Origin of the sequence: Agrobacterium sp. DE0009, assembly GCF_007680755.1 — a bacterium.
Lineage (GTDB): Bacteria > Pseudomonadota > Alphaproteobacteria > Rhizobiales > Rhizobiaceae > Agrobacterium > Agrobacterium tumefaciens_B.
In genome coordinates, this window is the sequence record NZ_VEIU01000003.1 from 173,564 (window position 1) to 197,964 (window position 24,401).

Annotated in this window: 23 protein-coding genes; 15 read left to right on the forward strand and 8 right to left on the reverse strand. The window is 56.9% G+C overall.

Annotation, left to right across the window (positions count from 1 at the left end; genetic code table 11):
• Positions 1 to 254 precede the first annotated feature (254 nt).
• The gene (gene uppM, locus FS804_RS13575; protein WP_186376803.1) at positions 255 to 1,883 is read left to right on the forward strand and encodes a polysaccharide biosynthesis protein UppM; all 1,629 of its coding nucleotides are present in this window, start codon (positions 255 to 257) and stop codon (positions 1,881 to 1,883) included.
• A gap of 16 nt (positions 1,884 to 1,899) precedes the next feature.
• On the opposite strand, the gene FS804_RS24965 is transcribed toward uppM, so the two are convergent.
• Positions 1,900 to 2,109 (reverse strand): hypothetical protein, encoded by a 210-nt coding sequence (locus tag FS804_RS24965; RefSeq protein ID WP_063948266.1) that lies wholly within the window; start codon positions 2,107 to 2,109, stop codon positions 1,900 to 1,902.
• A gap of 244 nt (positions 2,110 to 2,353) precedes the next feature.
• On the opposite strand from FS804_RS24965, the gene uppL reads away from it, so the two are divergent.
• Together uppL and FS804_RS13590 are read left to right on the forward strand one after the other, a co-directional pair.
• Positions 2,354 to 3,154, forward strand: a complete 801-nt coding sequence (gene uppL, locus FS804_RS13585) for a polysaccharide biosynthesis UDP-hexose transferase UppL (protein WP_144577512.1) — start codon at positions 2,354 to 2,356, stop codon at positions 3,152 to 3,154.
• Between the two features lie 186 nt (positions 3,155 to 3,340).
• Positions 3,341 to 3,589, forward strand: a complete 249-nt coding sequence (locus tag FS804_RS13590) for a hypothetical protein (protein WP_144577085.1) — start codon at positions 3,341 to 3,343, stop codon at positions 3,587 to 3,589.
• Positions 3,590 to 3,611: 22 nt separating this feature from the next.
• Here FS804_RS13590 and uppJ read toward each other — a convergent pair whose 3' ends face one another.
• The gene (gene uppJ / locus FS804_RS13595) at positions 3,612 to 4,556 is read right to left on the reverse strand and encodes a polysaccharide biosynthesis UDP-hexose transferase UppJ (protein WP_144577086.1); all 945 of its coding nucleotides are present in this window, start codon (positions 4,554 to 4,556) and stop codon (positions 3,612 to 3,614) included.
• Between the two features lie 8 nt (positions 4,557 to 4,564).
• On the reverse strand, positions 4,565 to 5,476 hold the full coding sequence (gene uppH, locus FS804_RS13600) for a polysaccharide biosynthesis endo-1,4-beta-xylanase UppH (protein ID WP_144577087.1): 912 nt from the start codon (positions 5,474 to 5,476) through the stop codon (positions 4,565 to 4,567).
• A 212-nt stretch (positions 5,477 to 5,688) separates the two neighbouring features.
• Between uppH and uppI the strand changes: the two genes are divergently transcribed.
• Together uppI and uppG are read left to right on the forward strand one after the other, a co-directional pair.
• The gene (uppI, locus tag FS804_RS13605; RefSeq protein ID WP_144577088.1) at positions 5,689 to 6,756 is read left to right on the forward strand and encodes a polysaccharide biosynthesis UDP-hexose transferase UppI; all 1,068 of its coding nucleotides are present in this window, start codon (positions 5,689 to 5,691) and stop codon (positions 6,754 to 6,756) included.
• Positions 6,757 to 6,758: 2 nt separating this feature from the next.
• On the forward strand, positions 6,759 to 7,838 hold the full coding sequence (uppG, locus tag FS804_RS13610) for a polysaccharide biosynthesis glycosyltransferase UppG (RefSeq protein WP_063948312.1): 1,080 nt from the start codon (positions 6,759 to 6,761) through the stop codon (positions 7,836 to 7,838).
• A 20-nt stretch (positions 7,839 to 7,858) separates the two neighbouring features.
• On the opposite strand, the gene FS804_RS13615 is transcribed toward uppG, so the two are convergent.
• Positions 7,859 to 8,929 (reverse strand): GNAT family N-acetyltransferase, encoded by a 1,071-nt coding sequence (locus tag FS804_RS13615; protein ID WP_144577514.1) that lies wholly within the window; start codon positions 8,927 to 8,929, stop codon positions 7,859 to 7,861.
• A 637-nt stretch (positions 8,930 to 9,566) separates the two neighbouring features.
• On the opposite strand from FS804_RS13615, the gene FS804_RS13625 reads away from it, so the two are divergent.
• From FS804_RS13625 to FS804_RS13655, 7 genes are all read left to right on the forward strand, one after another.
• Complete coding sequence (locus tag FS804_RS13625) at positions 9,567 to 10,346, forward strand: ABC transporter ATP-binding protein (RefSeq protein ID WP_144577089.1); 780 nt, start codon at positions 9,567 to 9,569, stop codon at positions 10,344 to 10,346.
• Positions 10,347 to 10,385: 39 nt separating this feature from the next.
• Complete coding sequence (locus FS804_RS13630; RefSeq protein ID WP_144577090.1) at positions 10,386 to 11,162, forward strand: transporter substrate-binding domain-containing protein; 777 nt, start codon at positions 10,386 to 10,388, stop codon at positions 11,160 to 11,162.
• Positions 11,163 to 11,174: 12 nt separating this feature from the next.
• A complete protein-coding gene (locus FS804_RS13635) occupies positions 11,175 to 11,897 on the forward strand; it encodes an ABC transporter permease (protein WP_144577091.1) in 723 nt (240 codons plus the stop codon).
• Between the two features lie 12 nt (positions 11,898 to 11,909).
• Positions 11,910 to 12,599, forward strand: a complete 690-nt coding sequence (locus tag FS804_RS13640) for an ABC transporter permease (RefSeq protein ID WP_063948274.1) — start codon at positions 11,910 to 11,912, stop codon at positions 12,597 to 12,599.
• Positions 12,600 to 12,619: 20 nt separating this feature from the next.
• A complete protein-coding gene (locus FS804_RS13645; protein WP_144577092.1) occupies positions 12,620 to 13,534 on the forward strand; it encodes a homocysteine S-methyltransferase family protein in 915 nt (304 codons plus the stop codon).
• Positions 13,535 to 14,225: 691 nt separating this feature from the next.
• Positions 14,226 to 16,169 (forward strand): methyl-accepting chemotaxis protein, encoded by a 1,944-nt coding sequence (locus tag FS804_RS13650; protein WP_144577093.1) that lies wholly within the window; start codon positions 14,226 to 14,228, stop codon positions 16,167 to 16,169.
• A 511-nt stretch (positions 16,170 to 16,680) separates the two neighbouring features.
• Entirely contained in the window at positions 16,681 to 18,624 is a 1,944-nt protein-coding gene (locus FS804_RS13655; RefSeq protein WP_144577094.1) for a methyl-accepting chemotaxis protein, read from the forward strand.
• Positions 18,625 to 18,749: 125 nt separating this feature from the next.
• Here the strand turns inward: FS804_RS13655 and FS804_RS25380 are convergent, their stop codons facing one another.
• The gene (locus tag FS804_RS25380) at positions 18,750 to 18,884 is read right to left on the reverse strand and encodes a hypothetical protein (protein WP_256366757.1); all 135 of its coding nucleotides are present in this window, start codon (positions 18,882 to 18,884) and stop codon (positions 18,750 to 18,752) included.
• Between the two features lie 583 nt (positions 18,885 to 19,467).
• Positions 19,468 to 20,025, reverse strand: coding sequence for a DUF2971 domain-containing protein (locus FS804_RS13660; RefSeq protein ID WP_144577095.1), 558 nt, complete (start codon positions 20,023 to 20,025; stop codon positions 19,468 to 19,470).
• Between the two features lie 257 nt (positions 20,026 to 20,282).
• Between FS804_RS13660 and FS804_RS13665 the strand changes: the two genes are divergently transcribed.
• On the forward strand, positions 20,283 to 20,972 hold the full coding sequence (locus FS804_RS13665) for a DUF5677 domain-containing protein (RefSeq protein WP_144577096.1): 690 nt from the start codon (positions 20,283 to 20,285) through the stop codon (positions 20,970 to 20,972).
• A gap of 31 nt (positions 20,973 to 21,003) precedes the next feature.
• On the opposite strand, the gene FS804_RS13670 is transcribed toward FS804_RS13665, so the two are convergent.
• Positions 21,004 to 21,618 carry a DUF2441 domain-containing protein gene (locus FS804_RS13670; protein WP_144577097.1) on the reverse strand — a complete coding sequence of 205 codons (615 nt, stop codon included), beginning with the start codon at positions 21,616 to 21,618 and terminating at the stop codon, positions 21,004 to 21,006.
• A 12-nt stretch (positions 21,619 to 21,630) separates the two neighbouring features.
• Positions 21,631 to 22,527, reverse strand: a complete 897-nt coding sequence (locus FS804_RS13675) for a DUF4238 domain-containing protein (RefSeq protein ID WP_144577098.1) — start codon at positions 22,525 to 22,527, stop codon at positions 21,631 to 21,633.
• 220 nt (positions 22,528 to 22,747) lie between these two features.
• Here FS804_RS13675 and FS804_RS13680 point away from each other — a divergent pair, with 220 nt between their 5' ends.
• Positions 22,748 to 23,248, forward strand: coding sequence for a hypothetical protein (locus FS804_RS13680; protein ID WP_144577099.1), 501 nt, complete (start codon positions 22,748 to 22,750; stop codon positions 23,246 to 23,248).
• The gene (locus tag FS804_RS13685) at positions 23,232 to 24,401 is read left to right on the forward strand and encodes a hypothetical protein (RefSeq protein WP_144577100.1); all 1,170 of its coding nucleotides are present in this window, start codon (positions 23,232 to 23,234) and stop codon (positions 24,399 to 24,401) included. Before FS804_RS13680 ends, FS804_RS13685 begins: the two co-directional genes overlap by 17 nt.

A 24,401-nucleotide genomic window follows, 5' to 3' on the forward strand; every position in this document is an offset into this window, starting at 1 on the left:
CAAAATCATTAGGGGTCAAATGGATACTGGAAAAAGATAACGCCCGAAAGAACCTATCGATCCATCCGGTTCGATCATACCGGTCAATCGTCCCTTTCATGCCCGCTGTAAATAGGCGATGATAGCCAGGCAATATGCGGGTAACTTAAAATTCACCCGTCATATCTAGACTTGCGCGTGAATAGCGGCTTTGGCGACGGTGATGATCACCTGTTACCGGCCTTTTTTGTGGTTCGTTCGAGTTGGATTGGCTGATGTACAGGCTTCAAAAGGCGGGACATAAGCAGGCACGTCCGCTCGATGACAAAGCGACGCCCGCGGCCAGACCCCACGGTTCCCTGCTTGATGATCTCGTTGACGAGGACGAGATTTTTGAACGTACCGTGTTGAAGGAGCATCTCGAGCCCAGGCCGACGAGGACCGCTGCCGAGCCTATTGAGGCCGCTGCGCCGCCACGCGCGATCCCTTCGAGCGGCGGTGTCGATGGTTTCCTTCCCGGGCTAAAATATCTCGACAGGATCGGGGTGGCCGATGTTTTCGACTGGCTGCGCCGCGGGATCGTCTGGATCGTGCTGGCGATCATTCTTTGCGTTACGGGTGCACTCACTTACGCTTCCATGACGCCGCCGCGTTACAAGGCCTATACGGATATCGTCGTCAATCCGTCCAACCTCAATGTCGTCAATGACGGGGTGTTTTCGCCAAACCAGCAGCGCGACACGCAAATCCTCGAAGTTGAAAGCAAGCTGCGCACCATCACGTCGCGCAACGTGCTGGCCCGGGTGGTAGACGAGCTTAAGCTTGATCAGGATCCCGAGTTCACCGAACCCGCGCCGCTTGCCCGGTTCAAAGCGCTGTTTTCGTCAAAGCCAGAGGATGGTGACAACCGCGTCGGGGCGCTGCGGTCGCTGGGCGACCGCGTGGCGGCCGAGCGCGACCCGCGTTCCTTCGTCGTGACGCTTTCGGTCTGGACCAATGATGCGGATAAATCCGTGACCGTCTCCAAGGCCATCGTCAAGGCCTTCGAAAACGAGCTTTTCCAGACGACCTCAGATAGCAGCCAGCGTGTTGTCGACGATCTGAAGAAGCGGCTGGAAGAAATGCGCGAGAACGTGACCGCTGCCGAAAAACGGGTGGCGGATTTCCGCCGTGAGAACGGTCTCCAGGAGAATAACGGCCAGCTCGTCAGCAATCTTGCCTCGGGCGAACTGAACGCGCAGGTGCTTGCCGCCCAGCAGCGTGTCATCCAGGAAGAATCGCGCCTGAAGCAGATGGAGGCGGCGATTGCGCAGAACCGCAGCCAGAGCGACGCGATCTTCGACAGCCAGACAATGAATACGATCCGCGCGCAATATAGCACGCTGCAACAGCAGATCGGCGCGATGACGCTGACCTATGGCGCACGCCATCCGCGACTTGCCACGGCGGGTGCGGAACGGGCCATGCTGGAACGCGGCATGGCGGATGAGGCGCGGCGCATTTTGCAGGCTGCCAAGATCAGCGTCGCGGAAGCACGCTCTTCGCTCGATGCCCTGCGATTAAAGGCCGTGGCGGAACGCGCCAACGTCTTTACCGATAATGAGGCGCAGGTCCGGCTGCGTGATCTCGAGCGTGACGCCCGGTCGGCGGCCGCGATTTACGAGACATACCTCACCCGTTCGCGTCAGCTCGCCGAACAGCAATCCATCGATTCCACCAACGTTCGGGTCATTTCGCAGCCGGTCGCGCCCAATTCCAGAAGCTGGCCGCCCGGCAAGCTGACCTTCCTGATTGCCGGCGGTGCGGGCGGCCTGTTCCTCGGTCTTGCGATTGCCGTGGCGCTTGGCCTCTGGCGTTTTCTGCGGCGGGAGGATCATGTGGACGTCGCGATGCGCCCGGCCTGAAGGCTGATTCCCAGAACTATTCGTCGGCGATCAGCCCGTCATATACTTCGAGCAGCGCGGCGGCGATGGCCGCGCCCAGCGCATTGCCGGCATCGCGGATGCCAGCCTCGTCGCCATCGCGCACTGAAATCGCCAGATCGGAGGCCTCGTTGGCCACGATTTCTTTCGCCCGCTCTATCGCCCAGAGGCCGAAATCGCCGCGATTGTCGATCGAGATTGTTTCCATGGCCGAAGCCCTTCCTTGGTTTGATGTCCGCGTCCCTTACCCCATCATCCGCAAAACCGGAATAGCAGGGTCATGATGTGCGCAACCTTCAGGGGAATAAATTGGCGCTTCAAACGGCCGCTTATGAAAATATTAATGATAGTTCTTCGTAGTGTCTGAAGCCTTATACCCTATGGATAAGGGTGACCATAACAATGAAACGATGCCTATCTTGGACGCCGGACAGATCATGACAGGGAGAGAGATGCCGCAGACGGAGGAGAGCGGTCAGGGCTGGCCGGTTATCCCTCTTGCGGCACTGCCCATTGCTGATGTGACGATCGATGAAACCGCGCGGGACTTCATTTACCGGGCGACGCGGGAGCGCGCCCCCGGCGCAAGACCTTTTTATTCCACGTCGGCAAACGGTCAGGTCATCGCGCTCTGTCATCATGACCCTGAGTTCGATGCCATGATGCAACAGGCGGACCAGATACACGCCGACGGCATGTCGCTGGTGATCTTTTCCCGCAAATTCTGCAGCAAGGCGTTGAGAGAACGGGTTGCGACGACCGATCTGGTGCATGCGGTGGCCAAGCGCGCCGAAGAAACGGGCAGCCGGTTCTATTTCCTTGGCGGTTCCGAAGAAGTGAACAGGGCGGCCGTCGAGGAAATGCAGAAGCTCTATCCGCGCCTCATCTTTTCTGGACGGCGCAACGGTTACTTCAGCCGGACAGAGGAAGACGCTATCCTTGCGGACATCGACGCATCGAAGACGGATATTCTCTGGGTGGGATTCGGCATTCCGCTGGAGCAGCGCTTCGTTTCGCGCAATCTCGACAGGCTTTCCAGCGTCGCCGTTATCAAGACCTGCGGCGGCCTCTTCGACTTTCTTGCCGGCAGGAACAGCCGGGCGCCGCAATGGATGCAGGACATGGGGCTGGAATGGCTCTACCGGGCCATGCTGGAGCCGAAACGTTTAGGCAAGCGTTATCTGCTGACCAACCCGATTGCGATTTATTCGTTGCTTAGACATCGCTTTGTTGCTTCACGCCGAACTCGCTGAAGCATTCCGGCGAGCCGCTGTGTTGCAATCAAGCACTTCTTCCTGCTTCGCCCAATAAATATGAGATCTCTCTAACATATTGAGCGGGATGTATTTTACCGCGGAAACCCGTTGCAACTGCACTCGTCTGCGCTACACTGCCAAAATACTACAAATTTATTCGAATGCTGGATATTGAGGACACCGATGGTGATTACGTCCATTGCGCTATTCATATATGGAATTGGCACCGTTACCTCCCTCGTCATGACCTATGTCGAAGGCGTCCGTCGCGACAAGAACTGGGACTTTTATCGCGTGGCCGGCATTATCCTTTGTTTTTTCTGGCCGGTGCTCGTGCCGCTCCTCATCGTAGCAACGGCCTTTTCGTCGCTCGGTCTTCAGAAGCGGCGCATGAACCCGATGTCGTTTGGCAGGCAAAAGACTTCGGGCTGACCGATGACGGGTGGCCTGGGTCTCAGCCCCTCTTCGCCGGCGCTTTATAGGGGGTGAGCGTGATGCCGAGGCTTGCCAGCACCCGGCCGATGGACATCAATGGTGGGTGGGTGGCTGGCAACAGGGCACCGGTCTTCACAGCCGCGGAGACGGCGCGCACCACCGACAGGCAGAGGCTGACGAGATTTTTGCCGGCAAGCAGCAGGCCGCCTTTGAGGCCGGGGCGGCGGGCGCGGTCGATGCTGTAATTGATGATGCCGGTGCGGAGCGAGCGCTCCATGATCCAGCGCGGCGCCATCCGGCTTTCCGGCACATATTCGATGATGACGGCCTTCGCGTTCCAGGCAAATTTAAAACCCGCCTTGCGGCAGCGGGTGAAGAAGTCCATGTCGCCGCCGCCGAGGAAGTTGAACTGCACGTCGAATTCGGGTTTCGGTAGGGTTTCGAATACCCGCCGCGAGATGAGGCAATTGCCGGAACCATGGATTTGCTCGACGGGGCCGGTCCGGGCTTCGATGGAGCCGAACAGCGGGTGCGCCAGTACGGCCTTCGTTGCCGGTGCGTCGAATTCGCGGTTGACGGGTCCGCCGACGATATCGACGCCGAAGGATTTCGCCGCCGACACCATTTCGGCAAGCCACTGCGGGGAGGCGGCCTCGTCGTCATCGATCATCAGGAACCATGCGGCCGAAGGGTAGCTCTGCCGGGCGGTGCGGAAGGCCGTGTTGATGGCGTAACAATTGCCCTGCGTTGGTTCGACCAGGGCCTGCCCCGCCATACCGCTTTGCGCAAGGAAACTACGTGCGACGGCGAGCCCCTGTTGGCCTGCGCCATCATTATCCACGATCACGACGGCGAAGGGAAAATCGACCTTCTGGGCTGCAAGCGACGAGAGCGTCTTTCTCAGGCCATCCGGCCGGCGGAAACTTGGAATGCAGACCACCGCTTCCGGCATGATCTCGGACATGAAGACTCCTAAATGCCGGCAAGTGCTGCGGCGGACAAAGCAATGGCCCTGAAGCTCTGGCGCGGGCGGTGGAGGAAGGTATCGGCCAGCGCCGAAAGGGCCTCCCGGTGGCGGCGGGCGCGAAAGGCCTGCGCCACCGTATAGGCATTCATGTGATTTTCGGATCGGTGGCGGAGGCGGCGCAGCTCCGGCGGCGAAACGGCAGCAATGATTGCGGGATCGGAAAACACGGCTTCGATTGCCGGTTCGCAATCGCGGAAGGTCAGAAGCCTGTTCATCATCACGCTCGTTGCGTGCACCCGGTAATCGAGAACATGACAGCCCGGCAGATAGACGAAGCGGCCTGCGGCGGCGAGACGGCACCAGCCATACCAGTCTTCTGCATACCGGAGCGACTCGTCAAAGCCGCCAAAGTCCTGGAAAACCCGGGTTCTGACCAGCATGATGCCGCCATTGACGATGAAGTTTCCACCGAGCAAGGCCTCCAGAATGAAACCGTCAGGCTTTTCCCTTCGGCGGATGAGGTTGCGCCGTCCGATCTTTTGGCCGCGTTCATCGATGCGCTCATAGTCGCCATAGACGGCGACGACATCCGGGGCCGACGTGCCGGCGGATAAGGTATTTACAGCGCCGGGCCGCAGACGGTCGTCGGCATCGAGAAACATGGTCCATTCGCCGCGCGCCTGCGACAGGCCGAAATTACGGACGGCGGAAACACCCTGTCTGCCCTGCGGGCGTGCCAGCAATTTCACGCGGGGGTCAGAAAAACCTTCCACTTTTTTCGCGGTGGCATCGGTGGAGCCGTCATCGACAACGAGCACCTCGCGGATGATCTCGCCCTGCACCAACACGCTGTCGATCGCTTCCAAGATGTAGCGCTCGCCATTGCGAACGGGAATGACAATCGAAACGGAAGTCACGCTTTTTCAACTCCATCAGGACAGACCAAGCAATCTCACAGTGAAGTTACTACGGCCTTAAGCGGATCTCACCAATTATGACGTGGGAGAACGTCAGTTAACCTTGCAAATCTTTAATATCCCTTTGGCATGGTTGGAATGTTATGTTTTGGGAATGAAAGTGCGGTGCGTCGGTCGAATGTCCATGCGCCGGGGATTGAGGAGGTGGGTGAATGCGGATCGGGCGGCGGAACTTTTTGGGCGGTGCGGCATTCGCCGGTTTGTTGCATGCTGTCGAAGGCCCGGCATTTGCGGCGCAGAAAAAGGCCACGATCAAAACTGCTCCCTATGGCGCGGCCGTCTATCTGCCCGACCTCAATGCGGACAGCCGCATCGGTGAGGCGGTCGTCAAATATTGCTCGCGCATCACCCCCGTCACCGAAATGAAATGGGAGGTCATGCGGCCTTCGGCTGAGGTCTTCGACTTCGCCGCTGCGGATGCGCTCGCCAATTTCGCGCGGCAGCACAAGCTTTCCATGCATGGCCATCCCCTGATCTGGTACGCTTCCAATGCCCCGTGGCTCGCCACCGTTGGCGGCAGTAAGGTGGAGAAGTTGATGGAGACACATATCGTTACCGTGATGGAGCGATATAAGGACGTCATCCGCAGCTGGGATGTGGTGAACGAACCGATCCCTGACGTTCCCGCCAACGTGCGCGCGCGGCGCGACGCCTGGTATTACGGCGCCGGGCCCGACGCCATCAAGAAAGCGTTCGACATCGCTCATGCGGTCGATCCGAAGGCGCAGCTCGTGCTCAACGAATATGATGTGGAATTTGCCGCCGAGAAATCGCCGGCCAAACGGGCTGCCTTCCGAAATCTCATTCTCGAGCTGCTCGAAAAAGGCGCGCCGATCAATGCTGTCGGTCTGCAGGGGCACCTGCGTGGCGGCTGGCCGATCGCCAAAGACGAGCTGGCGGCCTTCACGACCGAGATGCGTGGCTACGGCCTTGCCGTCCTCGTGACCGAACTCGACGTGATGGACCAGACGCTGCCGACGCCGGAAGCTGAGCGGGATATGCTGATCACCGGCCAGGTCCGCGAGTTTCTGGAGGCAGCCTCGGCAGGCGGGCCGCTTTCCTCCATCACCACATGGGGCATTTCTGATCAATACAGCTGGATCCGCTGGGCCTATCCGCGCCGGGACGGTACCGCCAACCGGCCGCTGCCGCTCGACTGGAGTTTCAAAGAAAAACCCATGATGGCCGTTATCAATGAGTTCCGGAACCGTGGTGCATGACGATGAATGCTGACATGCCGCTTCCTCCCGTTCAAAAGGCACTTCAGATCAATCTCCACCCCTTCGATGCTCCCCATGCGGCGCTGACGCTCCCGCATCAGCTGCGGGTGTGGGGCGGGCAGGTGGACCGTATTCTGCTGACGGTCGATACGGGTCAGGTGGGTGCCGGCCGATACAAGGGCAATGGTTTCGATTCCGCGCGTCAGCGCCTCTTCGACATGCTGGACGAAATGCAGATCAATTATCCGCATCTCCATGTCGATATCGTCGATTACAGCGAGGCGGCGCGTGGCGCGGTGACGCAGACCTTCTTTTCGCGCTCCCCCATTCCGTATCCCGCCAAGGCTTTCGACGGCGGGCCCTTCCATGTCTATTTCCATGGCCTGAAACGCGCCAATGCCCGTTACGTGCTGCATATGGACAGCGACATGATGTTTGGAGGCGGTAGCCAGAGCTGGTTCAGCGAGGCGGTCGCACTACAGAAGGCCAATCCGGATGCGCTGTGCATCACGCCGTTTTCCGGACCACCGACAGTGCGCGGCGATCTGGATGTGGCCCGCCATGTCGGCATGCCCGGCGTGAAGAATATCCCTGCGCCGCGCAAGCTGCCGTCACGCATTCCCACCTGGCGTTTTGCCACCGTCTCCACGCGGCTTTTCATGATCGACATGGACCGTTTTTCAAAACGGATCGGCTCGCTGGAACTGCTGCGGCCCGACGTCAAACGGCGCATCCGATCCTATGCCTATAACCAGCAGCCGGTTTCCATGCCGGCCGAGGAAGTGCTGAGCACGAACATGATGCGTGTCGGCGTGCACCGCCTTGATTTTCTCGGCACGGGCAAGGGCATGTATTCGCTGCATCCGCCCTATCGTTCGCCGGAATTTTACGCGGCGCTGCCCTCGATCGTCGAGCGCATCGAAAAGGGCGACATTCCCGAGGGACAGCTGGGCGATTTCGATATCAACGGGTCGATGGTGGACTGGGGAAGCGCTCTGGCAGCCAAGACGCGCTCAAAACGCTATGCGAAAGCGCTACGTCACCTGATTTCTGCCAATGCCGGACGATTTGGCAAGGCATGAAAGCGTGACGCCATGTCGCCTCAATAATCGGTACTAAGCTTGCTCCAGCTTTCCGAGCACAGCCCACCGATGTAGATATCGCCGGCCAGCGCTTTTGACCTCAGCCCGTCATCCCGCGTCGCCATGCAGAAATAGCCATCATGACGGAAGCTCATGTGGTTCTGGCGGTAAAGCGCGTTGATAAGGAACGGCTGCGCCATGCCGGTGACATGGGCGTAGTTTTCTTTATCCAAGTGGTGAAACAACGTGTTGAGCACATCGTTTTCGCGACCGGCCTCGCAGACGAGATTAAGCACGTAGGCCGTTCGTCCCGGCTGTCCGAAAAACAGCGCCGCACCCAAGGGATGGCCTTCGGCATTCTCGATGGTGAGGGCGTTCAGTTGACCGAGGCTCTCATTGGCCCTGCTCATCTCCATCAGCCAGTGGAACTCCTCGTGCGACCATTCCGGGCGGATGGAAAAACGCTCGATCATGACGAGCGCCTGGCGGCGGAAGGTTTCGTCGTCGATGGCCTTCACGGTGGCGCCGGGCGCCGGCTGGGGAACCAGTCCCTCTTTCCATCTTCGCAGCAGCCGGTCCACAAAACCGAGAGCCGCGAGGGCGAGGGTGGTTTTGGCCAGTTTCGAACGGCGCGGCATACGGAGCGCGATCGTGCAGAAGGGTTTCAGCGCCTTGTGCCATTGCAGGCTTTCGATCGGCAACATATTGCCGCCGATCGCCACCCAATGATCGGCGCTGACGGGTGAGGCCGTATCGGAAAACAGCATGTCGTGCCTGGAGGCGCGCATGCCGCGCGACAGGCGTGCGGCCCCGAATGCGCCTTTCTTTCCGTCCGATGCGAAGGCGCAGAGCAGCCGTGCCGTGATTGTTTTACCATTCACGACGAAACGCATGGGCACGGCGAGGATGACGCTCGTGATACCGTTTTCGCCGGCATCATAGACGACGCTTCCATTGTCAGGGCAGAAGGCTGGGCTACCGAAAAACAGCTTTTCTATATAGGCGCGTAAATCGAAGTTGCCTTTATCTGCGGTTTTCCTGAACGCGTTGTTGAGGACGGCATGAACGGCGGGCAAGTCTTCCCGGCGCATGGGGCGCACGCCGGGGGCACCTGGCTGAGGCAGGATTTTTGTCGGCTGACTGACGTCGCCATCGTCCGTGTCGGCGTGTATCTTAACGTCCACCGCCTATCTCCCGCTTGTGCGCAATGGCGAAATCAACCTCCGGCAGCGTATATTTGAATTTATTAATATAAATATAAAACCTGCAATTCGGTTGAGCTGCGGATGACGCGTGGAGAACAAAATGAAATATATCAATTATCTGAGCTGCTTTTCCTTGAATTATTTAAAGATTAACAAAATATACTTGGATAAGCAACCTTTGGATGAAATAGGTCCGGGTGATTTTGCCAAAACGCTTTGAAATCCGAAGTAAGTCGGCAAAGAGTCGAGCCTGTTTTTCGTTCGCGCCGGCAGTTTGTTACGGGAGGTGCACAGACAAAGTGCGATGCTTCCGGCGTTGACGGGCAGGGCGTCTGCCCCGGCCGTCGGCGACAGTGATATTTTGAAATGATTTTTTGCGGCAAATATGTAAAAGAGCCGATTGTTGCGCGCGTCTCTCCGATATTTCGCTAAACATGCGCGGCTCTCGTCTTTGTTATGGCGCACGTGCGTTGCGCCGGTAGCCGCGGCGGTATTGAAAGAAACAGATCGGTAAGGTCAATCGATGGCAGATACAGGCGCCTGCGCGCTCGAAGCGGATGACATCCACAAGAGCTTCGGCACGCATGAAGTTTTGAAGGGCGTTTCGCTGAAAGCCCACAAGGGCGATGTCATATCGATCATCGGCTCGTCCGGTTCCGGCAAGAGCACTTTCCTGCGCTGCATCAATTTTCTCGAAACACCGGATCGCGGCCGCGTCATCGTCAATGGCGAGGAGATCGCCACGAAGGCTGGCCGCGACGGCAAGGTCGTGCCGAAAAGCTGGCGGCAGGTGGAAAAACTGCGCACCGGGCTTGGTATGGTATTCCAGAATTTCAATCTCTGGGCCCATCGCACGGTTCTTGAAAATGTCATCGAGGCGCCCGTTCACGTTCTCGGCGTGAGGCGGCATGAAGCGGTCGAAAAGGCCGAGGCCCTGCTGAACAAGGTCGGCCTTTACGACAAGAAGAACGCTTACCCCGCCTTTCTTTCCGGTGGCCAGCAACAGCGCGCTGCCATTGCGCGTGCGCTCTGCATGGAGCCGGCGGTGATGCTGTTCGACGAACCGACCTCGGCGCTTGATCCGGAACTGGTGGGCGAGGTGCTGAAGGTTATCCGCGATCTGGCCGACGAAGGCCGCACCATGCTGCTCGTTACCCACGAGATGCGTTTTGCGCGGGACGTGTCCTCTAAGGTCATGTTCCTGCATCAGGGCCGAGTGGAAGAAGAGGGGCCTCCATCACAGGTGTTCGGGAACCCCATAAGCGCCCGCTGTCGTGAATTTACCGGTGCTCTTACCAACTGATCCATGCCCGACGGCCAAAATTTTACAGGAGAGATTTGAATGAAATTTTTCGCAACGCTGCTTGCCGGAACGGCATTTGCGGTTTCCGCCTTCACCGCCAGCGCAGATGTCCGCTTCGGCATCATGAACGAATCCTACCCGCCTTTCTTCGCCAAGGACGCTACCGGCAAGTGGCAGGGTTGGGAAATCGATCTCATGGACGCCGTCTGCGCGGAAATGAAGGAAAAATGCTCGATCGTCGAGCTGTCCTGGGATGGTCTCATCCCCGCCTTGCAGACCAAGAAGTTCGATGTCATCTGGTCGTCCATGTCGAACACGGAAGAGCGCCAGAAGGTGATCGATTTCACCGACAGATATTACAAGACGCCGAGCAAGCTGATCGGCGCCAAGGGCGAAAAGCCGGGCGCGGCGGCGGAAGACGTCAAGGGCAAGACCATCGGTATTCAGGTGGCGACCATCCAGTCCGAATATTACAAGAAATATTTCGCTGATGTCGCTGAGGAAAAGACATACCAGACGCTGGATGAGGCCTTCCAGGATCTGGCCGCCGGCCGCATCGATTACGTCTTCGGTGATTCCATTGTCCTGGATGCTTTCGTCAAAAGCGACGCCGGCAAGGATTGCTGCGCCGATATGGGCGATGTCGCCGACGACCCGGAAATCCTCGGTCTTGGCGTCTCCGGTGGCCTGCGCAAGGACGATACGGAGCTGAAGACCAGGCTGAACGCCGCTCTCGCCGCCGTCCGCGCCAGCGGGAAGTACGACGAGATCACCAAGAAGTATTTCAGCTTCGACATCTACGGCAGCAAGCCTTGATCGGTCGCGTCAATGGCAAGCCTTGAAACCACGCTGCAGCTTTTGTCACCCTATCCTCCGGGATGGGGCGGCACCCTTTTGAAGGGTGCGGCATCAACACTTGCCATTTCCGCCGGTGCTTATCTCATCGGCATCGTCATCGGGCTTGCCGGTGCCCTCGGCAAGCTCTCGAACAGCAGGCCGCTTGGCCTGCTGCTCAATCTCTACACCACGGCGATCCGCGCCGTTCCCGAACTCATTCTCATCGTCGGGCTTTATTATGCCGGCACGGATGGTTTGAACCGGCTGCTGCAGCTGATGGGGCTGCCGCCGCTGGAGGTGAACGGGTTCGTGGCCGCCGTCGCCGTTCTCGGTTTCGTGCAGGGCGCCTATATGACCGAGGTGCTGCGCGGTGCCATTCTTGCCGTGCCGAACGGTCAGATTGAGGCGGCGCGCGCCTTTGGCATGTCGCCGTTCCTGCGTTTCCGCCGTGTGGTCCTGCCGGCATTGCTGCCGAATGCCCTGCCGGGCCTTGCCAATCTCTGGCTGGCGGTGACCAAGGACAGCGCATTGGTGGCTGTCGTCGGTTATCAGGAACTGGCGCTGGCGACGCGGCTGGCGGGGGCCAGCACCAAGCAATATTTCCTGTTCTTCCTTGCGGCGGCGTTCCTTTATCTCGCCATCACGCTCGTCTCCAATCTCGTCTTTTCGCTGCTGGAACGCCGGGTGCGGCGTGGCCAGCCGGCTTTGGCGTAGAGGGCGAAGGGCATGGATTTTTCATGGGTCGCCAAATATTGGCCGCTGCTTCTCTCCGGTGCCTGGCAGACGCTGGCACTGCTCGTCATTTCCGTCAGCATCGGTTTCGTGCTGGCCATCGGCCTTGCCTTTGCGCAGGTCAGCGGCGGTCGGATGACGAGACTTCTTGCCCGCGGTTATTGCACCTTCTTTCGCGGCACGCCGCTGCTGATCCAGCTCTGGCTGCTTTATTACGGCGTCGGCTCGCTGCTGCCGATGATCCCGGGCCTGCGCCAGAGTTTCATGTGGCCGGTGCTGCGCGAGGGGTTTTTCTTCGCCGCCGTCAGCTTCACGCTGAACTACGCGGCCTATGAAGCCGAGGTTCTGCGCGGCGCGCTGCTGGCGGTGCCGAAAGGCGAGTTGGAGGCGGGACGGGCGTTCGGCATGGGCCGTTTCACCCTCATTCGCCGCATCTGGCTGCCGCGCGCCATCCGCATCGCGCTGCCGACCATTGCCGGCGAGGTGGTGATGCAGCTGAAAGCAACGCCGCTTGCTTTCACTGTGACCGTGATGGACCTCTACGCCGTGGCCTACAAGGTGCGGCAGGATACGCTTCTGGTCTACGAGCCGCTGATCGTCGTCACCGTTTTTTATCTCATTCTCACCGCCATCATCGCCCGCTGTTTCGGCCTCGTCGAACGGCAGGTGCCGGTCCGGCGGTAAATCGTTCAAGGAGTATGAACATGGCCACTTTGCGTATCCTCGATGGCGGCATGAGCCGCGAATTGCAGCGGCTTGGCGCCGAGCTGAAACAGCCGGAATGGTCGGCGCTGGCGCTGATCAATTCGCCCGATATCGTGCGGCAGGTGCACCAGGAATTCATCGAGGCCGGTGCCGATGTCGTCACCACCAACTCCTACGCGCTGGTGCCGTTCCACATCGGCGAGGAGCGCTTTCAGAAGGATGGCGCATCGCTGATCGCCCTTTCCGGCAGGCTGGCGCGAGAGGCGGCGGATGCTTCCGGCCGTGATGTGCTGGTGGCCGGTTCGCTGCCACCGATCTTCGGATCGTACGAGCCGCAGAATTTCGATGCCACGCGGGTGCAGGACTATCTGAAAGTGCTGGTCGACAATCTCGCCCCTTCTGTCGATGTCTGGCTCGGCGAGACGCTGAGCCTGATCGCCGAGGGCGAAGCGGTGCGTCAGGCCGTTGCTGCAACGGGTAAGCCGTTCTGGATTTCCTTCACGCTGAACGACGATGCGGCTGCCGTTGCCGGTGGCGAACCCGCGCTACGGTCGGGCGAAACGGTGAAGGCTGCCGCCGAATGGGCAGCGCAATCCGGTGCTTCCGCCCTGCTGTTTAACTGCAGCAAGCCGGAAATCATGAAAGCCGCCGTTGAAACCGCCTCTGCCGTCTTTGCGGAAAAGGACGTTTCGCTTGAAATCGGCGTTTATGCCAATGCCTTCGAAGGCGAACAGGGCGATTCCGCCGCCAATGAGGGACTGCACGGCACCCGCGCGGACCTGACCGACGATGTCTATTCGCGGTTTGCCTGCGCCTGGGCGGACGCTGGCGCGACCATGATCGGCGGCTGCTGCGGCATCGGTGCTGCCCATATCCACACGGTTGCGACAGCGCTGCGGCGTAAGGCCGGCTGACGCAGCTGGCGGTGCTTTTGCCGCCGCTATCGGGAACGATGGCGGCGGGCCGACGGCTCGCCGCTTTTTGTCCACCACCATTGGCCTCAACCATGGTTGAAACGCCGTCATGCCGTCCCTCATGTCCGCGACGATCATGTTTGCGTCGCTGCGATTGCGCATCGACGTCATGGCCGGATTACCAGCCACTATCTCTGATATCCCCAGCATCGCATCGTGCTGCTGAAGGCGTAGCTTCTTGCTCGGGTCGGATAAGTGTCGTTTTGCACTTGCGGCAAGCTGCCGAAACCGCCGCAAACCCTTCGGGCTGATGTTGAGAGGCTCTATTCGGTTCCGGAAACCGAGTTTGCCGCGTTTCATTCAAAATAAACAAATTGTAAATATTTAGACTATAATTTTTACCGCGTAGAGTAAATAAAATAATATTATAAAGTACTGTTTGTCTTTTTTCTTAAGGTCGCAGTCTGGCGTCTCATCTGTGGGCTGCCGCCAGACTGCCGCAACGAGAACCTGCCGTAATTTCAGGGGCAGGTGTCACCCGTTGTCGGCAGGTGCATGATGCAGGTTGCGACGAGGGCCGATGACGCGGCTGATGGAGCCTTGATGACGAAGGCGACTGACGTGCAATGTTATTTTTTTGCTGAACACCTCCGGCACGGGAAAGGAGCGGCGTCAATTTCAGGAGCTTCCCGTGTCATTTTTTAAAAACGCCCGTATCCGCACCAAAATCCTGTCGCTCATTTTGCCGCTTTGCATTGTCGGCCTGGGAGCGGTTGCCTTCATGGCCAGCCGTTACAAGGAGGCGGACACGCTCAATTCGAAATTCATCACCAGCGACAATGCCGCACTTATCCAACTGGCGCAGGCAAACCGCAATCTCGTCGCGTTGGGCTACAGCGCCTATCAGGTCATGGCCTATGACGCCAAGGGAACGGAGATAAATGTTTCCAAAAGTGCGTATCAGCATGCCAAGGGAAGACTGTTCGAGCGACTGAACAACGTTAAGTCGATTTTCCCCGAGGAGGCCGCCGAAATGGACTCCTTCATTTCCCAATCAAAAGCCATCGTGGCAATGACGGACAAGGCTGTCGAGCTGGGACTTTCTGATCGTAACCAGGAGGCCGCCGCGCAGCTTTTAACGGCCGACGCCGCCATAAAGGCCACTTCCGCTGCAGTTACGGCACAGGTCGAAAGGCTGGAAAAGAACATTGCCGCAGAGGCCGCGGAAATGACGGCCGAGGCCAATTCGACCATTGTCACCTCGCTGGTGGTTGTGGGCGTCGTTTTCCTCGCCGGCATCGTTCTCGCGCTGTTCGTGGCCTCGCGCGGCATCACCACGCCGATTGCCCGCCTGCGGGAGCGTATGGCGTCGCTTGCTGCCGGTGATACGGCGGCCGAAATCGACGGCATGGATCGCAAGGACGAAGTGGGCCAGATGGCGATGGCGGTTCAGGTATTCCGCGAGAATGCCATCGAGCGCATTCGCCTCGAACAGGAAACCGAAGCCAATCGGTCGATGTCGGAGAAGGAACGCATCGCGCGCGAACAGCAGAAGGCAAAGGAAGCAGCCGACGTCAAATTTGCCGTCGATAATCTGGCCGCTGGCCTTTCGAAGCTTTCGGACGGTGACGTGTCCTATCGCATCGACCAGCCGTTCACCGAGACGCTCGACGGTGTTCGCAATGACTTCAACATGTCGGCCGAAAAGCTGCAATCGGCGCTGACCCGGGTTGCGCAGAATGCCGGCGGCATCGGCGCCGGAGCCAACGAGATCAAGTCGGCTGCCGACGATCTCGCCAAGCGCACCGAACAGCAGGCCGCCGCCGTGGAAGAGACCGCAGCCGCTCTGGAAGAGATCACCACGACGGTCCGCGATTCCACCCGTCGCGCCCAGGAAGCAGGCCAGATCGTCAGCCGGGCCAAGGCGGGCGCGGAACAATCCGGCGATGTGGTGCGCCGCGCCGTGGTTGCGATGGAGCAGATCGCCAAATCCGCCAATGAGATCTCCAACATCATCGGCGTGATCGACGAGATCGCTTTCCAGACCAATCTTCTGGCGCTGAATGCCGGTGTGGAGGCAGCACGTGCGGGTGAGGCGGGCAAGGGGTTTGCCGTTGTCGCGCAGGAGGTGCGCGAGCTTGCGCAGCGTTCCGCAAGCGCGGCCAAGGAGATCAAGGCGCTGATCACCACCTCGAACGACCAGGTGCAGCAGGGCGTGCAATTGGTGGGCGACACGGGCAAGGCGCTGGCGACCATCGTTTCGGAAGTGCAGGAGATCAACCGCCACGTGGTCTCCATCGTGGAATCCGCGCAGGAACAGTCGTCCGGCCTGCAGCAGATCAACACGGCCGTCAACCAGATGGACCAGGATACGCAGAAGAATGCGGCAATGGTGGAAGAAACCAACGCCGCCAGCCATAGCCTCGCCAAGGAAGTGGCGTCGCTGAACGACCTGCTTGCGCAGTTCAGGCTGGCGGACGGCGGCTATCAGGCGAAATACCAGCCCGCACCGGTTCGCACTACCGGCAACGAGAGGTCCGTTGCCTCTCCGGCCCGCGCCCTTGGCCGCAAGCTTGCCTCTGCCTTCTCCGGCAATGCCGCCATCGACACGAAGGGCGACTGGCAGGAGTTTTGAGGCGAGCGCCGCTCGCTTCCGGTATGAGCTTCAATCCGACGGTACGGCATGACTGAAGGCTAATGCCCCGCAGGCGCGAAATGCTCTGCGGGGCTTAATTTTGATCGTGGCCCGTATCGTCCGGGTCGGTGGGGCAGGTGGGACGCCAGATTGGTTGGAGGGTGAAAGCCCGCTGGCCTGTCACGGGTGTCATTCGTCTGCATTTTTCCTGTGAACAGATTATAAAGTTTTTCTACATAATATTGTTATCGGAAAACAGATTGATGCCGCCGCCCCTCGGCGGTTTTGCGTGCTTTTTCCCGAAATTCTGTCTGTGGCCGTCGCTTGCCGACGGAGCAGCATCGTCGGCCTAACCATGTTGCCGAAAGCGTGCTTGTTGGCCTTCGCGTCGTGGTAGGCCGCAAGCGGTCAGTAAAGCCTTGATGACGAAGGCGTTTGACGTGCAATGTCATTTTCGCCGAACACCTCCGGCACGGGGAAGGAGCGGTCTACATCTTTTAAAGGGTTTCCCGTGTCCTTTCTTCAAAATGCCAGTGTCCGCACTAAAATTCTGTCGCTCATTTTGCCGCTTTGCATTGTTGGCCTGGCCGCCACCACGTTCATGGCCAGCCGTTACAAGGAGGCGGACAACGCCTATTCGGATTTCATCGCCAAAGACAGTGCTGCACTGGTAGAGCTGGCGCGGGCCACCCGCAACCTGCAGTCGGTCGCTTACGGTGCCTATCAGATCATGGCATATGATGCGGCTGGGCCTGAAATAAAGGTCGCCCAGCAGGCTTATAATGAGAGCAAGGCTCTCCTCATACAGCGCCTCAACAAGGTGAAGGCCGTTTTTCCGAAAGAGGCCGCCGCGATGGATGCCTTCATCGCGCAGTCAAAGACAATTACAGACATGACCGACAAGGCTGTTGAGCTTGGAATGCTCGACAAGAACGAAGAATCCGCCGCCCAGCTCCGGAAGGCGGATACATCGATCGCGGCGACTGCGGCAGCCATCACGGCGTTCGTTGACAAGCTCTCTCAGGGCGTCGTTGAGGGCAGCGATGACCTGACGCATCAGACCAATTCGACGATCCTGACCTCGCTGGTGGTTGTGGCCGTCGTCTTCCTCGCCGTCATCGTTCTCGCGCTGTTCGTGGCCTCGCGCGGCATCACCACGCCGATTGCCCGGCTGCGGGAGCGCATGGCGTCGCTTGCTGCCGGTGATACGGCGGCCGAAATCGACGGCATGGAGCGCAAGGACGAAGTGGGCCAGATGGCGATGGCGGTTCAGGTGTTCCGCGAGAATGCCATCGAGCGCATTCGCCTCGAACAGGAAACCGAAGCCAACCGGTCGATGTCGGAGAAGGACCGCATCGCGCGCGAACAGCAGAAGGCAAAGGAAGCAGCCGACGTCAAATTTGCCGTCGATAATCTGGCCGCCGGCCTTTCGAAGCTCTCGGACGGTGACGTGTCCTATCGCATCGACCAGCCGTTCACCGAGACGCTGGACGGTGTTCGCAATGACTTCAACATGTCGGCCGAGAAGCTGCAATCGGCGCTGACCCGGGTTGCGCAGAATGCCGGCGGCATCGGCGCCGGAGCCAACGAGATCAAGTCGGCTGCCGACGATCTTGCCAAGCGCACCGAACAGCAGGCCGCCGCCGTGGAGGAGACCGCAGCCGCTCTGGAAGAGATCACCACGACGGTGCGCGATTCCACCCGTCGCGCCCAGGAGGCAGGCCAGATCGTCAGCCGGGCCAAGGCGGGTGCGGAGCAATCCGGCGATGTGGTGCGCCGCGCCGTGGTTGCCATGGAGCAGATCGCCAAATCCGCCAATGAGATCTCCAACATCATCGGCGTGATCGACGAGATCGCCTTCCAGACCAATCTTCTGGCGCTGAATGCCGGTGTGGAAGCAGCACGTGCGGGTGAGGCGGGCAAGGGTTTTGCCGTTGTCGCACAGGAGGTGCGCGAGCTTGCGCAGCGTTCCGCAAGCGCGGCCAAGGAGATCAAGGCGCTGATCACCACCTCGAACGACCAGGTGCAGCAGGGCGTGCAACTGGTGGGCGACACGGGCAAGGCGCTGGCGACCATCGTTTCGGAAGTGCAGGAGATCAACCGCCACGTGGTCTCCATCGTGGAATCCGCGCAGGAACAGTCGTCCGGCCTGCAGCAGATCAACACGGCCGTCAACCAGATGGACCAGGACACGCAGAAGAATGCGGCAATGGTGGAAGAAACCAATGCCGCCAGCCATAGCCTCGCCAAGGAAGTGGCGTCGCTGAACGACCTGCTTGCACAGTTCAAGCTGGCGGACGGCAGCTATCAGGTGAAATCCCAGCCCGCACCGGTTCGCACTACCGGCAACGAGAGGTCCGTTGCCTCTCCGGCCCGCGCCCTTGGCCGCAAGCTTGCCTCGGCATTCTCCGGCAATGCCGCCGTCGACACGAAGGGCGACTGGCAGGAGTTTTGAGGGCTGCAAAAAGTCGACTGGCGGGGAATCGTTCCCGCCAGTTCACATATTTTGCCTACGCGGAAAGCCTGGTTGCGCCTGCGCGCGTGGCAGGGCACCGGCGGGAAGCCGCGCAGGGTAGCGGCTTAGCGCCCGCCGGATTCCTTCTTGGCTTGATCGTGATGCCACTTGATGGCGAAGTACATGCCCGTACCCAGTACGATAATCTTCAGCGGAAAGAAGACGATCGGAAACAAATCCACCCAATCCCAGTCCATCATTTGATTATTCCAGTCCGTTATTCGAGATATTTTCCTACAGGCAGGGCTATCGCAAGCCGGCCGCCGCAACAATAGCTTTCCATCGCCCCTCGGCCGGGCTTTTTGACGCAGCCAGAGGCGTCGCGTTTTTTTGGAAGCACTTGAAATAGGTCTCTGGACGTCGCGCCATGATGTCTTGGGCATCGTGAAATACAGAGTGTTTCAGACAGGAGCGGCGGCAATGCCTTCTTCCTCTCGATCTTCAGGCTTTTGAAAAGGGTAGCACCATGCCCCACATCAATTTCTGTCTGGATTAGGGCGTCGCGGCTTTTTGCCTGAAGGCGGAGGCCTGCGCAGCGATGGTGAGTTCAAGCATGGCAGCAACCACCAAGGCTGATAAATTAACGCTAATTCCAACTCATGAAATTTTAGGTGCTGTTTAGCTCTGCGTAAAAATCAGCGTGACTAACACGGCGCGCTTCGCCTCACCGCGTGATCGGAATTGGTCACGGGTAAAGAAGGCTCGGTTGTGGCCGCGTCGTTAACCGCGCACGCTTACAAATTTTCGGGTGTTTTGAAAATTGTAATGCGGAAATGCCCTTCCTCAAGTCCGCAACGGGATAGGGGAAAAGCGAATTAGGTCGTTCGTGATTGGTACCTTCGCTCTCCGAAGCTCGTCTTGCAGCGCCATGGCAATCTCGTTTTGATACTGAGACGGCCCTATTAATATTCCCGACAAGAGTTCTGGCACGGAAATCCCGGGTATGCTGCCATCCAGAGACAATTTCAATATTCGTTGGGGGACGCCTGCAATGACCTCCGTCTCCATTCGCAGCTTCTTTAACTCGTCCAGTTGGTAGGTGTGAAAAATTCTCCATTCCCTCTCTTCCTTGAAGCCCGGATGTTTGGAGCCGTGAGAAATGCTACGCGGCATTAAAAAATACATGCCCGAAATTCCTGCTCCAGAAAGGAGTGAGAGGGCTTGGGAACATTGCGTAATTTTCTGAGCTACATCCTGAAACATGTCGTCCGCGTCTTGATCCGAAAAATAGAAGACCGGACTACTATAGATGCCAAGCTCAATCGTTGCATCATCAAGATGCGTGAAAGCCTTGAGAAATATGGCGCACCCGACATCATTCGATTGGTTGAATATAGGCAAAATTTCCTTTTAAAATCAATAGAGTTCGTGTGGCGGCTTGACGGTTTTTGTACCCTGTTTTGTACTTCGATAGACCGCGTATTAAGCGCTTACTCTCAGCTCACATGACAATCTCTCACTAGGATTTCCATTGAGTTTCAGAAGTTGAATAATTGCGTTTCAGAAGGTGTGCTTTAAATCCAATGCTATCTGCTGCTGAAGCCCCCATCAAAGTTAATTTCGACACAGAGAAAATATCGGGAGTGTGATGGCGAAAAATGGTCCAATTTTTAGTGGATGAAACAGTCATCGTTGCAGCGCATGACCGCATGATAGCCAGCGACGACGATTTGGCTCGGCATCTCGACCTTATCAATAACGCTCTTGACTGTCTTTCCCGTCTGCCGGAGCTTCACAAGGAAACGACCGACGAGGAACTAATGCTGCTCCGCCTTGCGATACGGTGCTTCAATAGTGGCGCGTCTGCTCTCCGGCTTCTTCGATGCGGTTACTTCCAACCCGCAATGACTATGGTGCGCGACTTGATCGAAGTCTATTTCCTCATGGATTTGTTCGCAAAGGAGCCGCAAACCCTCAAGGACTGGCGTTCAATGGACGACAATGATCGTAGAAAGCATTTTAGACCCGTTCGAGTGAGAGAACGCCTTGATAAAATCGACGGGTTTAAAGAGAACAGGCGGCAGCGGGCTTACGATCTGCTAAGCCAACATGCTGCGCATGTGAACCCGACCGGGCACAGTTTGATTTCGCCGGGTAACATGACACGAATAGGACCATTTCCCGAATATGGTTTATTCCGTGCTGCTCTCGAAGAGTTGGCCACCCATCTTGGGTATGCTGCGGTAGTGGTCTGCAACTTAACTGACACCGATGATCGGGGCGCGCTGATGGTAAAATCACAATTTCTATCGTGTTTATCGCAATGGAGAAGCCAATACCTCTCGTAGGCGTCGCTGAAAGGCTGAACTTCGCTTCGGATTACGCATGCATATCAACTTCATCCACTAAAGTAACAGCTCCAGATATCAGCGTTTCCCAAAGTGGCATTGAGGAGCTTTCGCCGCTCCAGTAGGCTTCCGCGCTTTTATAAGTTGCTGATAAGGGTTCACTGTCCCCAAGAAGCAGATTGGCGTCTGCCCTATGCTTTAAGCCAACAACGCGAAGTCGAAAAATACGTGCTCTTCCTCCTAACTTCACTGCCCATGCGCGCGCTTCTTCAATATTGTCTGAGGCCCAAAGGCAGGTTTGCCGCGAGGGTAAATCGGCATGATCCCTTACCCTAACTTCCTCATATAAGAGCTCTCTGGCCAGCATGAGGTAGTGTTGGGCAATATCGAGGGCGTCACCGGCTAAATTTGCAGGCGTAATCTCCCCTGACCTCACCGCTTTCAGAAAACGGATAGCGGGTACTTGGATGATATCGCCATTCGCGAGATTCACTGGGTAGGTTCGCGCGTTCTCGTAGAAGTTAAAGAACGGGTTGGGATTTTGGCCAATGGTCGTGGTGTAGCCGATCTCTAGAGGAAGTTTCGGGCTGTACGGCACGTCGCGTGTTACATGAAAACAATCGAATAGGGATGATAGATGAGTCATCGAGCCGTGTCGTTAGATAGGTAGCGTTCGATAGCGATGGGCGGCGTCAAGGAAAGTGTCTAGCCAAGCTACCTTGTGGTGTCGGAATGTTAGGAATTTTCCGCATGTAAAGGAATCTAGAAGATCTGGCTTTTGGCTTCGATAAAAAAGCTGATCCTTCGAATAAACTTGAACCAGCTCATTGAATTGAAAAACCTCAGTTTTTGCCAATCTGATGGTTATAAGTTTTGGTTCTGTGAAATATCTCGTGGGACGTGAGTAAATCACACACATAACAGGTGTAATTGGAAGGACCGTCTTCAGGTGCCCCAGCGGATGCTCGCCTGCCATATTCGTATAAAATCCATCACCAAAAATAAACTCTGTCTCGTCAGAGTAAGCAACTATGTACTTTCCTCCGGTGAAATTCCTCAAAACCACGTCTAATTTTGACGCTAAGTTCATATTGATTAGATTTTTATCTACATTTGGCTGCTCAAAACCTAGCCGTTTTTGATAATATTCTGTTGTTTTCGCAATTGAATTTCGGTGGCTAGGGCTGCGAATTATCATTGAGGCAAGTGTTGAGCCCAAATCTTGAAGGAGTTCGTCAGTCACGAATTGAGATTGAAACCGTTCTTCAAATGAAGGACCGGTGTACAAATGCTTCGCGTCAAATTTCAAAAGGTCATCGACCAAATAGGGAAGGCGAGAATCAATCGCGTCGAACTTCGACTCAAACGAGAAGGACCATGGCCCATCCAGCTTTACAGCATGACCATTTGTGATGCCACCGAACTGAGCCGGAGGCGATCTAAGTTCTCGCCCCTCAGGTGTAATCCGGACTACGCAGTCTTCGTCATTGCTCCAAAAAGAGGAAAGTCCTTTTGGCCACCAATGATGTAAGCCTGTTTTCACGGGATTTGTCATACGCTGAAAGCCAATCTGCGCCAAATAGTTGAGACAGCCCAAAACTACCGTGATTCCGCAATTAATTACAAATGCGAAAAAATCCGTAGCAACGGCGTATAAAAGCCCAAAAATCCGAAATTTTGTGACACGAAATTTCCGTAAGGGACTTCGCACATGTAGTAACGGAGAATTTGAGAACTGCAATTATTCCGGAGCGGGCCCAGAGCTATCTAATATCATGGAGCTCAACAACGAAACCGATTCATGTTCGTTCGCCAATTTCCTTCTCGTTAACGCCAAACATGCGAAACGCACCGAAAATTTATGGTGTTTTAAAACCACGTTTGATAATTACTGGTTTCTTAAAAAAATAATCGGAGCATTTATGAGGCCCATCCCTGTCACCCTAGTCGCCCTATCCGTTGTCGCTCACGTTCTCGTTGAAGCACAGGCAAATGAAGCGTCCATCATCGGTTCATGGCGTGGAAAATACGCGGAAAGCTGTACTGCCGTAAAAGAGGAGAGCACCGAAGACTTTCTGAAAATCGGCAAAAAGCAGATCGCTCGTTATGAAGGCGCTTGCGAGATCACACGTCAAAGCAAACAGAAGGGCGTGCATGTCCTTCAGATCCTCTGCGAGACTGAAGGGGAAACGGTTCGGGACACGTTGAAAATCACCCCTGTCAACAATGATCGGATCAATGTCGAGGGAGCAGGCATGTATGAACGCTGCAAATAAGGTTCTGCTCACGACCGGTGTAGCGCTTTTCGGTATGAGCGCATCTCAAGCCGCAGAGGCTCAGTATTTTTCCAGCGAAGGCCGTTCAGGCCACTATGCTGATATGTTTCTGGTCGGGACGCAAAAGACGTCTATCGAGCAGAACGTGATGGCAACTGTCCGCATCTCCAATAATTTCGGCGAGATCGAAATGCGGGATTTCGTGGTCAACTGCAATCATCACAATGCGCAGGTTTTGGACGATGGAAACGTCAGTCATCGTATCCGGGTTAAACAGACTCCCAGCAGCGCGGAAAAGTTCACATGGGAGCTTTGGCAGGCCGTCTGCCGGAAAGAGTTCGCCAAGATATCGAAGCGTCAAGCGCCTTTTCCGGCGCTTGAAAAACTGCCTGATCAGGTTTCCATTTCTTTCGATGGAAGTTTGTTCAGCATTCCGGTGACGCGGCTGGGTCGCAAAGAAAACCTGTCGAATTTGGTCGAAGCGAAAGTCGATGCCGAGCAGGTTTCCCTATATTGCGACGCAGATAATGGCACTGCCTATTGGGCTGACAAGAAAACTCTTGTGGGGATTGGCAGCGATTTGGCCGAAGAACTGAACGGCGATGTTTCTGCTGAGCTTGTTAGCCGTTCGCAAGAGCTGTGGAATGGTATTTGCCGCTATGGGTTGGATCGTGTCGCGAGTAATAAAACTACACCTGTAGAGCCTCCTACGAAGCCAACAGAACGGGTTGATCTGCAACCGGATGTTAAACCTAATCCGCCCGCATCGTCATCGTCGCAGGAGCCCCATGATGAAGCTGTCAAATACATATCGGCGGTCTACGAAAGCTATATCCTCGCAAAGGCTATTTGCGATCTGAGTTATTCCGGCAGTTTTAGTCTCAACAGCGTCAAAGCCAAGATGAAAGACATGGACACTTTTGCGGGAAGCCAAGGGATCGACACCCAATTGCTCTGGGAAAAGGCGACAGCGAAGATGGAAAATGACGGAAACTACAAGCTCTTCAAGCTCTACAAATCCATGCCGATTGAAACACCTGACCGCGTGCGGTTTTCGAGCGGATGCAGTCAGATGACGCCAATGATAATAGCTGGTGTAGACAGCTATCTTTCGAAATTCGCAGGGCAATCAGGGATCAAGAAGGACTTCTGA